This window comes from Streptomyces sp. BRA346, assembly GCF_052851135.1.
The window spans coordinates 160621-173637 of record NZ_JAIWIH010000005.1; the positions used below are offsets into that span (position 1 = coordinate 160621).

The 13017-nt window shown below is 69.8% G+C and carries 14 protein-coding genes; 9 read left to right on the top strand and 5 right to left on the bottom strand.

What is annotated here, in order from left to right:
- Positions 1-8: 8 nt before the first annotated feature.
- Complete coding sequence (locus LCH29_RS07585; protein ID WP_446460919.1) at positions 9-677, bottom strand: class I SAM-dependent methyltransferase; 669 nt, start codon at positions 675-677, stop codon at positions 9-11.
- Between the two features lie 194 nt (positions 678-871).
- Here LCH29_RS07585 and LCH29_RS07590 point away from each other — a divergent pair, with 194 nt between their 5' ends.
- Complete coding sequence (locus LCH29_RS07590) at positions 872-1330, top strand: hypothetical protein (RefSeq protein ID WP_446460920.1); 459 nt, start codon at positions 872-874, stop codon at positions 1328-1330.
- 272 nt (positions 1331-1602) lie between these two features.
- On the opposite strand, the gene LCH29_RS07595 is transcribed toward LCH29_RS07590, so the two are convergent.
- Both LCH29_RS07595 and LCH29_RS07600 read right to left on the bottom strand, forming a co-directional pair.
- Entirely contained in the window at positions 1603-1845 is a 243-nt protein-coding gene (locus LCH29_RS07595; protein ID WP_446460921.1) for a DUF397 domain-containing protein, read from the bottom strand.
- A complete protein-coding gene (locus LCH29_RS07600) occupies positions 1842-2663 on the bottom strand; it encodes a helix-turn-helix domain-containing protein (protein WP_446460922.1) in 822 nt (273 codons plus the stop codon). Before LCH29_RS07600 ends, LCH29_RS07595 begins: the two co-directional genes overlap by 4 nt.
- Positions 2664-2785: 122 nt before the next feature.
- Here LCH29_RS07600 and LCH29_RS07605 point away from each other — a divergent pair, with 122 nt between their 5' ends.
- Positions 2786-3199: an ATP-binding protein gene (locus tag LCH29_RS07605; protein WP_446460923.1), complete on the top strand. Its 414-nt coding sequence runs from the start codon at positions 2786-2788 to the stop codon at positions 3197-3199.
- 49 nt (positions 3200-3248) lie between these two features.
- A complete protein-coding gene (locus tag LCH29_RS07610) occupies positions 3249-3749 on the top strand; it encodes a hypothetical protein (RefSeq protein ID WP_446460924.1) in 501 nt (166 codons plus the stop codon).
- Positions 3750-3759: 10 nt separating this feature from the next.
- Here LCH29_RS07610 and LCH29_RS07615 read toward each other — a convergent pair whose 3' ends face one another.
- Positions 3760-4161, bottom strand: a complete 402-nt coding sequence (locus tag LCH29_RS07615) for a RidA family protein (protein WP_446460925.1) — start codon at positions 4159-4161, stop codon at positions 3760-3762.
- Between the two features lie 101 nt (positions 4162-4262).
- Between LCH29_RS07615 and LCH29_RS07620 the strand changes: the two genes are divergently transcribed.
- The 3 genes from LCH29_RS07620 to LCH29_RS07630 all read left to right on the top strand — a co-directional run bounded on the left by LCH29_RS07620 (position 4263) and on the right by LCH29_RS07630 (position 6755).
- Positions 4263-4646 (top strand): winged helix-turn-helix transcriptional regulator, encoded by a 384-nt coding sequence (locus LCH29_RS07620; RefSeq protein WP_446460926.1) that lies wholly within the window; start codon positions 4263-4265, stop codon positions 4644-4646.
- Positions 4647-4908: 262 nt separating this feature from the next.
- Complete coding sequence (locus tag LCH29_RS07625) at positions 4909-6003, top strand: methyltransferase domain-containing protein (RefSeq protein WP_446461280.1); 1095 nt, start codon at positions 4909-4911, stop codon at positions 6001-6003.
- Positions 6004-6044: 41 nt separating this feature from the next.
- The gene (locus LCH29_RS07630; protein ID WP_446460927.1) at positions 6045-6755 is read left to right on the top strand and encodes a maleylpyruvate isomerase family mycothiol-dependent enzyme; all 711 of its coding nucleotides are present in this window, start codon (positions 6045-6047) and stop codon (positions 6753-6755) included.
- 37 nt (positions 6756-6792) lie between these two features.
- On the opposite strand, the gene LCH29_RS07635 is transcribed toward LCH29_RS07630, so the two are convergent.
- Positions 6793-7377, bottom strand: coding sequence for a hypothetical protein (locus LCH29_RS07635; protein WP_446460928.1), 585 nt, complete (start codon positions 7375-7377; stop codon positions 6793-6795).
- A gap of 177 nt (positions 7378-7554) precedes the next feature.
- Here LCH29_RS07635 and LCH29_RS07640 point away from each other — a divergent pair, with 177 nt between their 5' ends.
- The 3 genes from LCH29_RS07640 (at position 7555) to LCH29_RS07650 (ending at position 12634) form a co-directional block, all read left to right on the top strand.
- Positions 7555-9753: a phage holin family protein gene (locus LCH29_RS07640; protein ID WP_446460929.1), complete on the top strand. Its 2199-nt coding sequence runs from the start codon at positions 7555-7557 to the stop codon at positions 9751-9753.
- A 36-nt stretch (positions 9754-9789) separates the two neighbouring features.
- Complete coding sequence (locus LCH29_RS07645; RefSeq protein WP_446460930.1) at positions 9790-11163, top strand: amino acid permease; 1374 nt, start codon at positions 9790-9792, stop codon at positions 11161-11163.
- A 211-nt stretch (positions 11164-11374) separates the two neighbouring features.
- Positions 11375-12634: a cytochrome P450 family protein gene (locus LCH29_RS07650; RefSeq protein ID WP_446460931.1), complete on the top strand. Its 1260-nt coding sequence runs from the start codon at positions 11375-11377 to the stop codon at positions 12632-12634.
- Positions 12635-13017: the final 383 nt, after the last annotated feature.

Here is a 13017-nt window from a genome sequence, read left to right on the forward strand (position 1 = left end):
CGGTCGTCTCAGCCGGGGCGCTTGGCCGTGATGACCAGGCCCGGCCCGGTGTGCTCATCCGCGGGGAGCCGGAGTTCGGCGACCGGGCGCAGTCCGGCCTGCTCGATCAGGTCCACGAGTGGTTCCGGCCGCCACTTGTATGTCGTCCAGCGAATCGGTACGCCTCCGTAGCCCTCGGTGCGCACGGCGTCTTCGTCACCGACGTGTGTCGCGGTGATGAAGTGTCCGCCCGGCTTCAGGGCACGCGCGAACAGGGCGAGGACCTGGGGAAGGACGTCACGGGGGAGGTTGAACAGCGACCACCACCCGAGCACGCCCCCGAGGGAGGCTTCAGCGAGGTCGAGGTCGGTGGCGGAGGCGACGCTGAAGCGGCAGTCGGGATGAAGGCGGCGCGCGTTCTCGATCATGCGGGGGGAGAGATCCACCCCGGAGACGTCGAGTCCGCGTTCGGCGAGGTAGGCGGTCACCGTCCCGGGGCCGCAGCCGACGTCGAGGACGGGCCCGAGGTCGCCCACGGTGTCGGCGAAGGCGTCGACCGACGCCTTGAGCCAGGGATGCCTGCGGATGTCGCCGAGTCCCGTCGTCGCCACCATGTGGGCGTAGTTGTCGGCCACGCGGTCATAGGACTCACGGACCACATCGAGATCGGCTGGGCGGTCAACACGGTGTAAGGGCATCAGCCAACAATAGGGTTGCCGCTGTCCGCCGTTGCCGATTGGAACAGGTTCCATGTCCGATTCTCTCGTCCTTTGGAGCCTCTCGCTGGCGCTCTTCGCGGCGATCGGGCTGGGCAGCTTCATCTGGGCGCTGCTCGCGTTGCTGCTCTGAGCGGTCTGGCGGACCGGCGGCATCATGATCAAAGCTAGATGCCGTGGACGGAGTTACGGACAGCACGGTTCTCGCCCTGATCGGCGTTCTGCTGGGGACGGCGGGGACCCTCATCGGGCAGCACCTGGCGAACCGCGTCGAGGTGCAGCGCGACCATCGGCACCGCGCGGACGTGGCGCGGTCGGAGCGCAAGGAGGCCATATCGGGGTACTTAAAGGCGGTTCAACGGGTCGAGCTGATCCTGGATCGTCGAAAGCTCGGCATGCCGACCCTCGACGACCCCGAGGACGTGAAGCTGCATGACCTGTGGCTGGCGACGAAGGCGGTCGAGCTGGTGTGTTCCACCGAGGCCGCCCAGGCCGCCCACGACTACACCAAGGAGCTGCACGCGCTGATGCGCAGCGAGCGGGGGCGGTCGCCGGTCAAGCGCGAACGGCGCGAGGCGTTCGTGGAGGTGGCGCGCGAGGAGTTGGAGAGCGGTCGCGCCCGGATCAGGCGGTGAATCTCTAATGACCTCCCTGATCTTCGGCGTGGACCATGCGAACCGAGGTGGCCGACCTCCCCCCACACGGCCGCCAAGGAGGGTGCATGACGTCATCCACCCAGTCCGCCGAGGCCCCTGACCTAGCCGTTCGCGGCCGAGAAGCTGAACCTGGCCCCAGATCGCCCTGCGGGCGCTGCTGGAACGCCTACCTGGGCTGCGGTTGGCCGACGCCGAGCGGGACGTGGAGTGGAAGGTGGGCGTGTCCACGCGCGGCGTACGGAGGTTGCCGGTTACCTGGGAGGCGTGAGGGTGGTCAGGAACGTCGACCAGGCGTCGGCGGGTATCTGGAGCTTCGGCCCGTCGGGGATTTTGGAGTCCCGGACGTGGACGGTGGCGGGGGCCTGGGCAACCTCGACGCATTCGCCGCCGCCGGAGTCGCTGTAGCTCGACTTGTGCCAGTCGAGGGCGACCTCGACGCAGTCGCCGCCCGTGTTGTCGCTGTAACTGCTCTTGAACCACCTGAGTCTGCTCATAGCTCACCCATCAACTGCTCGATGAAGCGCACGGATTCCTCTGGCCCGAGAGCCTGGGACCTGATCATGGCATAGCGGCGAGCCAGGACGCCGACCTCGTCCGGCTTGGAAACCAGCATGCTCTTCCCCTGGCCTTCCAGGTAGACAAGCGTCGCCTCGTCCGGGGTCTCAATGAGCTTCATTGGGCCCGGAAGGCCCGCATGCCCGGCTCGGCTCTTCGGCATGACCTGGATGACCACGTTGGGGCGCCTCGCGCATTCGATGAGGTACGCGTACTGGGCCTGCATGATCTTGAGCCCGCCGATCAGTCGGCGCAGCGCTGCTTCCTCGATGATGACGTTGATGACCGCTCCCGGCTTGCGGTCGAACAGTGCTTTGCGGTCCATGCGAGCCGCGACCAGTCGATCGGCTTCCTCGTCATCGACCGGTGGGAAGGCGTGATCGAACAACGCGCGGGAGTACTCCTTGGTTTGCAGCAGGCCATCGATCAACTGCGTGCAGTACGACGACACGCTGAGCGCTTCCTGCTCCAGCTGTACGAAGCCCTGGAAATGCTCCGGGTACCGCTCCAACCGCAGGAAGCCGATGGCTGCTGTCAGCAATCCACCCGTGTCCAGCGCCTTTTCGGCCGCTTCGACGAACTCGTCCGTCGGCGGCTTCGCACATGTCTCAACTGCGCTGACCGCCGAGCCCGTGTACCCCATCAGCTTGCCCAGCTCCTCCTGGGTCAGCCCCGCCTGGACACGCAGCAGCCGCAGCACAGCGGCGAAGTACTGCACGGTCGGTGATGTGGAGACCTTCTTGTTCGACTGGGCCACCTCGACCACCCCTCTCAACGCGACTCAACGCCAATCAACGGCTGTTCGAGCAGAGTTGCTGAGCTGCGCCGTTGACTCTCTGCTACTAGCGCACGGTAGTCAGGTGCACTGACAGTTGGGGCATGAACGCAGAAAGTCACGGCGTCAATCCCATCCATGGCTGGATGCGGAGGCTTGCGCCCACACCCCCATCCGTCCACCGCGCCCGCCACGCGGCCGAGGCCGCACTGCGCGGGTGGGGCGTGGCTCCGGGCTCCGTCCCGTTGGTCCTGCTCGTGGTCTCGGAGTTGGCGACGAACGCGGTACGGCATGGCCGCGTACCCGGGAGGTACTACGAGGTGCGTATCGCATACGACGCAGAGAAGTTGGTCGGCATCGAGGTGTCCGACCCCCGCGAGGGGCTACCGCGGCTCGGCGACGCGACGCCGGACGCCGAGTCCGGGCGCGGGTTGGCGATCGTGGAGGCGTTCGCCGAGGCGTGGGGCGTGCGGGAGCGCGTCGTCGGCAAGACCGTCTGGGCTCGTGTCCGTCTCTAGGTCTGGTGCGGGACGGGGCCGTCAGCGACAGTCCGTAGGATGCTTGATCATGTTCATTCGGTCCAACGCGCTCAGCGGCTCCCGTCGTCACCGCCTCGTCATGGGAGGCATGCTGACGCCTTTCATGGCTCTGATGGGGGTGATGTTTTTCATCGTGGCCGCGAACACCACCGACCGCCCTCTGCCCATGAGCGGCTTCGCCGCAGTCGCGCTTTCGGCCTTCGCGGTCGCCTGGTGGTCCGCCCGCTACTGGTACGCGGCTCTCCGGGAGACCCCTGAGCCCAACCCGTGGCCATGGCTCCTGCCTCCGCTCGTACTCACTGTGATCTCCATCGTCTCCGGCATCGGCGCGCTGCGGGACGGGGAGAAGGGGTCGGGTATTGGCCTGCTGGTGATGGCTGGCTTCTTCTTCTTGCCGTTCGCCGCAGGGCTGGCGGGCCTGGTTGTTTTTCTCCAACACCGCTCCCACCGGCGGCACGGGCTTGCCGCGGCCCGGAACACCCCCGAGCCGCAACGGCGGCCGTACCGGGCCTGGGGATCGATCGACTGAGAGTCGGAGCTCAGGCGTTCAGCTTCGTGTCGGCGATGAGGCTGATCTCGATGACCTGGCCCGGGAAGGTCAGTTCGGTGACGCCGAGGACCGTGCTGACCGGGCGGTGGTCGCCGAAGTAGGCGCGGTTGCCCTCCGCCACCGCCGCGACGTGCTGCCGCAGGTTCACCACGTACAGGATCTGCGAGACGACCTGGCCGCGGGTGACGCCGTAATGGGCCAGGACCTTGTCCACGTTGGCGTACGTCTGCTGGAGCTGGGCGGCGAAGTCGTCCGCGTGGCGGAAGTCGCCCGTCTCGTCCAGCGAGAGCTGGCCGGAGACGTGGATCAGATCGCCGGACTTGATCGCCTGCGCGTAGCCGAAGTCGTCCTCGGCGGGCACGTCGTGGTTGAAGACATCGACGGTGGCCATGGTTCTCACCCTTCTGGTGTGCTCTCTTGCGGTTACTCGGAAACCGTAAGAGAGTGAGGGCCGACCTGGAAGAACGCACTTTTCGGTGACTGGGGAACCTGATGGTGACCAAGCAGCAACTCAAGGGCCTGCCCGAGGACGCGGACCTGCGGCGCGCGGACTCGCTGGCGCGGGAGATCTTCTCGGACGTCGCCAACAAGTGGGCGCTGCTGATCATCGAGGCGCTCGGCGAACGCACACTGCGCTTCAGCGAGTTGCGGAACGAGGTGGAGGGCGTCAGCCACAAGATGCTCACCCAGAACCTGCGCATGCTGGAGCGCAACGGCCTGGTCGACCGCAAGGTGCACCCCACGGTGCCGCCGAGGGTCGAGTACACCCTGACCGAGCCGGGCCGGGCGCTGCGCGCCACGGTCGACACCATGTGCGACTGGACCCACCGGTACCTCGGTCACATCGAGGACGCGCGGCATCGCTTCGACGCCTGACCGGAGCGCGCGGCTCATGTCCGTCTCCAGCGGTGACTTCTATGCTGCTGCCGGGACCTGACGTGACGAAGGTGAGAGTGCCCGTGCGACAGAGCATCACGGCTCATGGCGGCGGAGGAAACGGCGACAAGCTGCCCGGCCAGCCCTACCCCGGGCCGCATCAGCCGCCGACCCCCGACGGTGGTCCCGGCGTGCCGAATCCGCCCAGGTGACGCGCCCGGGGCGCGAGGCGTTGGGGCGGGCGCTGTTGGAGGGGCGGGCGATGGCGGCGGACTGGGCGCCCACCTTCGCCGCCGTGGACCGGGCCGCCTTCCTGCCCGATCTCATGTGGCCGTTCGACCCCCGCACCCACCACGCCACGCCCGTCCACAAGGCCGAGGACCCCGACGCCTGGTACGCGGCCGCCGACCGCGACGCGCCGATCGTGACGCAGTGGGACGACGGCGAGCACACCGGCACCGAACCGGGACGGGTATCCACCAGCAGTTCCTCCATGCCGTCCGTCGTCTACGCGTTGCTCCAGGACCTCGCCGTGGACGACGGCATGACGGTGCTGGACGTCGGCACCGGCACGGGCGAGACGGCGGCGGCCCTGGCGCACCGCTGCGGCAGCGGCGGTGGGGTCGCCACCGTCGAGGTGGACCCCGACGTGTCCCGGTGGGCAAGACAACGGCTCCGCGCCGCCGGGTGGCGCCCGGCCGTCGTCGTGGGCGACGGAGCCGAGGGGCACGTGGACCGCGCACCGTACGACCGGATCCTGGCCACCGTGGGGGTCCGCGAGATCCCCGGGGCGTGGATCGAGCAGACCCGCCCCGGCGGCCTCATCGTCGCGCCCTGGGGCACGCACTTCACCCACGCCGACGCCGTCGCCCGGCTCACGGTGCACCAGGGGACGGCGACCGGTCGCTTCACCCGGCCCGTGGAGTTCATGAAGCTGCGTGCCCAGCGACCGGCGCTCCCGGACCACGGCGCGTACGACCCGACCGACGGCGCCGATACGTCCGCCACCGACCTGACCGAGGCGGAGTTCGTCACCGGGCCGTACGGCGCCCTCCCCTTCGTGCTGGGGCTCCGCGTACCGCGCTGCGTCCAGGTCGTGGCGGAGAAGGAGGACGGGGCGCGGCCGGTGTGGTTCTACGGGCTGGGCGACCGCTCCTGGGCGTGCGTGGTGTTCCGCGAGGACGCGAAGACGGCGCGCGTCTGGCAGGCGGGGCCGCGTCGGCTGTGGGACGAGGTGGAGGGCGCGTACCGGTGGTGGCTGGCGCGGGGCGCGCCGGACCACACCCGGTTCGGGCTCACCGTGACGCCCGAGGGGCATCGGGTGTGGCTGGACGATCCGGACGGCACTGTGGCGTAGGCAATGGACAGCGTTCGGCCAAGCGGCTCATGATCTTCGGTATGCACCCTCCTGTCGCAGCAGTGATCGATGCTCACCGGTCCCTGGAACGGGTCGTGGCCGGACTCAACGACCAGCAGGTCGCCGAGGCGTCCGCCCTTCCGGGCTGGTCACGCGGACATGTCCTGGCGCATCTCACGGACAACGCGCGGATGTTCGCCCGTCTCGCGGAGCATGCCCTGCGTGGTGAGCTCGTCGCGGGTTACGACGGCGGGATGGACGAGCGCAACGCGATCATCGAGGCCACGGCGGGCCGGAGCGCCGCCGAGCACCGCGCGGAACTCGCCGCGCACACCGCCGGGCTGGAGGCGGTCTGGGCACGCGCCGACGAGGTGGACTGGAGCCGTCCGGTCACGTTCCGCAACGCGGACATTGCCGCCACGGTCTTCGCGCGCTGGCGCGAGGCGTGGATCCACATGGTCGACCTGGACCTCGGCGTAGGGCCGGGCGACTGGCCCGAGGACCTGGCCGCACACGCCATCGACTTCCTCCTCGGCCGCCTTCCGGCAGGCACTCTGGTCCGGGCCGAGGACATGCGCCGCCAGTGGTCCGCCGGTGAGGGGCCGCCGGGCACGGTGGTCGACGGACGCGTGCGCGACCTGGCGGCCTGGCTGTCCGGACGTACGCCAGTGGTCCCACCGGTGGCGACCGGGGAACTGCCCCCTCTCGGGCCGTGGCCGCCCCACCCGCCACAGCGCCTGGACCGCGTGTGACGTCGTCATGGGGCGGGGTGTGGCGTCCCGCACCGTCTCAGTGGCCGGAAGGCGGCTCGAAGCAGCCGGTCTCCATGTAGGGCCCGTTGGTGCTGACCTGGAAGTTGGTCGGTTGCAGGAATGCCGTGACGCACGCGTCGTCATGGACACGAAGGGCGACCCGGGCGCCCTCGGGCCTGATGTAGTGGTCGCGCTCGTAGCGCCTGCTCATTCCCTCTACGCTGAGCGTCCCGCCCAGCCGCTCTCCCTTGGGCCCGATGCGCTCCTCCTCGTAGCCGAGCTTGAGCAGCGCCGTGCGCACGGTCTTGGGGTCCCACTTCTTCTGGCCCCACAGTCGCTTGAGCACGGGCTCGATGCGGTCGGCTTCCTTCCGCGCGTCCCTGGCGCTGGCGGGGGACATCTCGCCGGGCTGGCGGAATGCGTTGTTCTCGCGGTAGTGCGGGGCGCCGTCGTGGGACCCGGGTTCCGTATAAGGGGTACCGGGGGTACTGGGGCTGGACGTCGGGGGAGCGCTCGGGGCATCGGACGCCGCGACGCGCTGCTCACCGCAGGCGGTCAGGGAGAAAGCGACGAGGAGGAGAGCGGTGACGGGTCTGTACCGGCCCGGCGATAAGGTCTTCATGCTCATGACTCTGCCATGCGTGGCGGACATCCGGGCGGCTCGACCGTGACCATGCCGTAAGCGGAATGGTCTACTCCCTGTCACCTCGTGCCCGCCGGGACGCACCCGCGCTGTGTAACGCTGGGAATCGGTCCGCGCGCCCGAGCGCGGACCGTAGTCCGAAGTGAGGCCAACGGCGTGCAGAAGCCCCGATGGAAGACCGTGGGGGGAGCGCTGCTCCGGGTGACGGCCGTGTGGGCGGTGTCGACGCTCACCATGCTGGCGCTCGCGGGCATCCTGCCCGATTTCCGGTTGCAGGCCGCTGACGGCGACAGCGCGACGCGGATCGCGATCACCGCCGCCAGCGGCGCCGGTGCGTTCGGTGTGCTGAGCGCGCTGGTGTGGCCGCTGCTGGTGCGGGCGTTGCTGCTGATGCCCGCGTTGGTGCTGGGGCTGCTGGTGTTCGTGCTGAACGGGTCGATGCTGCTGATCGCGCTCAGCCTGATCCCCGACGGGCGGGGCGCGGTGGAACCGGAGACGGCGGTCGTGGTGGCGGCGGTGATGTCGGCCGCGTCCTCGGCGACGAGCACCTTTCTGACCGTACGCGACGACGGGGCGTACCGGCGCCGGCTGGCGCGGCTCGCGCACCGTCAGCGGCGCCTCAGCGGCGGGGACGGGGGCCGGGCGCGGCCGCCGGGGACGGTGTTCCTCCAGCTCGACGGGGTGGGGCACGCCGTGCTGCGGGACGCGCTGCGGCCGCGGGACAACAGGCCGCCGGTCATGGAGACCGTGTCCACGTGGGTGGGCGCCACGCACACCGTCACGCCGTGGCGCACCGACTGGTCCAGCCAGACCGGCGCCAGCCAGCTCGGCATCCTGCACGGCTCGAACGAGGACGTGCCCGCCTTCCGCTGGTACGAGAAGAAGAGCGGGGAGGTGATGGTGAGCAACCGGCCGTCGAGCGCGGCCGTGTTGCAGCGCCGCGCCGCCGCCCGCGCCGGGCACGACGGGCTGCTGACGGTGGACGGCGCGAGCCGGGGGAACCTGTTCACCGGGGGCGCCGACGAACTCGCGCTGGTGCTGTCGGTCGCGGCGCGGCGCAGCAAGCGCAACCGCTCCCGCAGCGGCTACTTCGCGTACTTCTCCGACCCGGCCAACGCCACCCGCACCGCCGCCTCGTTCGTGGCCGAGGTGTGCCGGGAGATCTGCCAGTCCACGCGGGCCAAGCTGCGCCGGGAGGCGCCGCGGGTGGGGCGCGGCGGGCTGTACCCCTTCATCCGGGCGTTCGCCACGGTCGTGGAGCGGGACGTGGTGGTGGCGGCGGTGAGCGGGGACATCCTGTCGGGCCGCACCGCGATCTACGCCGACCTGGTGGCGTACGACGAGGTCGCGCACCACTCAGGGCCGCGCAGCCGCGACGCCCAGCAGGTGCTGGCCCGCCTGGACCGGTCGATCGCGCTGATCGCCAAGGTGGCGGAGCGCGCACCCCGCGACTACCGGATCGTGCTGCTGTCCGACCACGGCCAGAGCCCGGGGGCCACCTTCGCGGGGGCGTACGGGCTGACGCTGGAGGACCTGGTGCGCGCCGGGTGCGGGCTGCCGGTTCCGAAGGCGGTCGGGCGTACGGCGAGCGGGGCGGAGGCGCGCGAGGCGGCGCGGGCGGCGCTGCACCGGCCCGAGAAGGACGAGGAGGGACCCGAGGGGGCCCGGCCGGTGGTGCTCGCCTCCGGGAACCTGGGGCTGATCTCGTTCCCCGACGTCCCCGGCCGGATGAGCCGCGAGGCGATCGACCGGCGCCATCCCGCCCTGCTGCACACCCTCGCCAACCACCCCGGCGTCGGCTTCCTGCTCGTACGCTCCGAAAGGGACGGCGCGGTGGTGCTGGGGGCGAACGGCGCCGAGCACCATCTCGACACCGGCCGGGTGATCAAGGAGAGCCCGCTCGCGGTCTTCGGGCCGGGCGCCGCCGATGCCGTACGGCGGACCGCACACTTCCGGAACACCCCCGACATCATGGTCAACTCGGCCTATGACGCGGCGACCGGCGAGGTGCACGCCTTCGAGGAGCAGATCGGTTCGCACGGCGGGCTCGGCGGCGAGCAGGGCCACCCCTTTCTGCTGTGGCCGGTCCAGCTCTCCGCGCCCGTCGCGGCGGGGGAGGAACTGGTGGGCGCGGAGCGGGTGCACACGGTGCTGCGGCGCTGGCTGCGGGAGGCGGACGGGCCGGAGGTGCCGGAGGTCTCCGGGGCGCCCGGGCTCCCCGAGGTCTCCGTGGCTGCGGACGAGGGGGTCGTGTCTGACGGTGCGCAGGGCCTGGCGCAGGAATCCCGGATTCCGGGCCCCGCCGCCGTACCATTTCCGGCGGCCACCCCCGTCCTGCCGGACAAAGCCCGGTGATTTGGTGCACCGTACATCGTCCATGACGATATGCGCATGCTCGACCAGCACCACACCCGCCGTTTCGGCCTGCCCACGGCGACGGCCCTCGTCATGGGCAACATCATCGGCGGCGGCATCTTCCTGCTCCCCGCCTCCGTCGCCCCGTACGGCACCCTCAGCCTGCTGGCCTTCGTCGTCCTGACGGTCGGTGCCATCGCGCTCGCGCTCGTCTTCGGGCGGCTCGCGCGGCGCGATCCGAGCACGGGCGGGCCGTACGTCCATGCCCGCGCCGCCTTCGGCGACTTCGCGGGCTTCCTGTCGGCGTGGTCGTACTGGACGATGACCTGGGTCAGCAACGCGGCGCTCGCGGTGGCGGCGGTCGGCTATGTGCACGTGCTGGCCCCCGGGCACGAGTCCTCCAAGGGCATGGACCTGGCCATCGCGCTGCTCGCGCTGTGGCTGCCCGCACTGGCCAACCTCGCGGGGACGCGCTGGATCGGCGCCGTACAACTCGTGTCGACCGTGCTGAAGTTCATCCCCCTGCTCTTCGTCGCGGTCGTCGGGCTCTTCTACTTCGACCCGGACAACATCGGCCCCTTCAACGCGGGCGGCGGCAGCGCGCTCGGCGGGATGTCGGCGGCGGCCGCGATCCTGCTCTACAGCTACCTGGGCGTGGAGTCGGCGTCGATGAGCGCGGGCGAGATGGAGAACCCGGAGCGGAACGTGGGGCGGGCGAGCGTGCTCGGCACCATCGGCGCGGCCGTGGTCTACCTCCTCGGCACGGTGTCGGTGTTCGGCACCGTCGCCCACAAGGACCTGGTGAACTCCACCGCCCCCTTCTCGGACGCGGTCGACGCGATGTTCGGCGGCACGTGGGGTGGGACGCTGATCGCGCTGGCCGCCGTGGTGTCCATCGTCGGCGCGCTCAACGGCTGGATCCTGATGAGCGCCCAGGCGCCGTACGCGGCCGCCAAGGACGGGCTCTTCCCGGCCGTGTTCGCGAACCGGCGGCGCGGGGTGCCCACGGTCGGGGTGTTCGTCGGCGTGATCCTGGCGTCGCTGCTCACCGTGGTCAACTACACCTCTGGGTCGAACGGGGTCTTCGCGACCCTCGTCCTGATCACCACCTTCTCGGCGACGGTCCCGTATCTGCTGGCGGCGGGCGCGCAGCTGTACTTCCTGCTGGCGGGGCGCCGCGACGAGGTCCGGACCGGGCGCTTCGTCTGGGACCTGGTGCTGGCGCTGGCGGGCTTCGGCTTCTCCTTCTGGCTGGTCTCGGGGGCCGGGTACGCGGCGGTGTACCAGGGCGTGCTGTTCCTGTTCGCCGGGGTACTCGTGTACGTGGTGATCGCGGCCCGCCGCCAGAGCCGGGGGACGGACGGCGCGGTGGCCGAGGACGACGCAGCCGCGGAGGCCGGTATTCCGTAACACCGCGGTCGCCTATATTTTCCTACGCGCCGCACAGGTAGTTTTATGCTCCCTCGATATTCCTTCGGGATATGTGATGAGGAGCCGCTAATTCCCCTTCGGGATGCGGTATTTCTCGTGCGGCATATGGGGTCGAGGGGGCGGATGTTATCCGTTTCGGCCCGCCTTTCCTCTTTTCTCATGCGGCGCGGTGGGGCGAAAATTTCTCACCATGAGTGCCGAGCTGACCACCGGTTGCCCCTTCCGTCTCGACCCCACCGCAGGGGACATCCACACCGAGGCGGACCGGTTGCGGGACCGGGGTCCGGCGACCCCGGTGGAACTGCCCGGCGGGGTGGTGGCGTGGGCCGTGACCGACCCGGCCCTGGTCAAGCGGCTGCTCACGGACAGCCGGATCTCCAAGGACGCCCACCGGCACTGGCCCGACAGCTACATCGACGAGCGTATTCCGCCCAAGTGGCCGCTCCGCCTGTGGATGGACGTCCGTAACGCGCTGACCGCATACGGCCCGGAACACGTCCGGCTCCGCCGGCTGATCGGTGCCGCGTTCACGCCCGGCCGGGTGCGGGCCCTCGCCCCGAGAATCGAGGGAATCACCCAGTCTCTGCTCGACGGGCTGGATGCCACCGAGGCCACCGCCCCCGGCGGGGTGGTGGATCTGCGGTCGCGGTTCGCCTGGCTGTTACCGCTGATGGTCGTCAACACGCTCCTCGGCGTCCCCGACGCGTTGCACAACGCCTTCCGCGACGGGATCGCCGGGGTCTTCGCGACCGGGCTGTCGGAGGCGGAGGCCGAGGCCAACACCGCCCAGTTGTACGGGCTGTTGACGGAGCTGCTGGCCATCAAACGGCAGGCTCCCGGCGACGATGTGACCAGCGCGCTCATCGACGCGCACGACGACGAGACCGACTCCCGGCTCAGCGAGCAGGAGTTGGCGGACAGCGTGCTGCTGTTGATCGGCGCGGGGCACGAGACCACGGTGAACCTGCTCGACCACGCGATCGTCAATCTCCTCACCCACCCCGACCAGCTGGCCCTGCTGCGCTCCGGGCAGGCGTCGTGGGGAGACGCGGTGGAGGAGACGCTACGCCACCAGGCGCCGATCGCCTCCATCGTCATGCGGTTCCCGATCGAAGACGTCCACGACCCGGCGACCGGGCTGACGTTCCGTGAGGGCGACCCCATCGTGGTCAACTACGCAGCCGCGAACCGCGATCCGCAGGTCCACGGTGAACGCCGCGGACGCTTCGACGTCACCCGGGCGACCCGCCGCGAACACCTGGCGTTCGGCTACGGCCCCCACTTCTGCCTGGGCGCGGAACTGGCTCGGCTGGAGGGGCGTATCGGTCTGCGCGCCCTCTTCGAGCGCTTTCCCGATCTCGCCCTCGCGGCACCGGCCGCAGAGCTCCGTCCACTGGAGTCCTTCATCTCCAATGGACATCAACAACTGCCCGTCCTGCTGCGGCGCTAGATCTTCTCATCGGTCCGTCCACCTCGCATACCGCGCGTAGGGCGAGTTGACCATAAAACGGCCCGTCACGTTTTGGTTGCGTCCTCAGTGCGGCGACTGCTACGGTCGCTTGGTCTTGGAACTGATGTTAACTCGCAATCGTGAATACCGCGGTTCGTTAACGATCCCGGTCGGGCCCGGGATGAGCCTCATCAACTTCTGCCGTACTGAACTCCGATGAACCGGCCGACGTGTGGGAGTCGGCGATCCGGGTAGTGGCAAAGGGCTCGCGTTCCATGAGACAGACGGGGTAAGCGGAAGTCCACGGGGGTGGCCTTGAGCCGGTTATTGCTTCACCTTCGCGTCGATGCGGCTGGCTTGTCGTCCAGCGTCCAGCCCTCCAT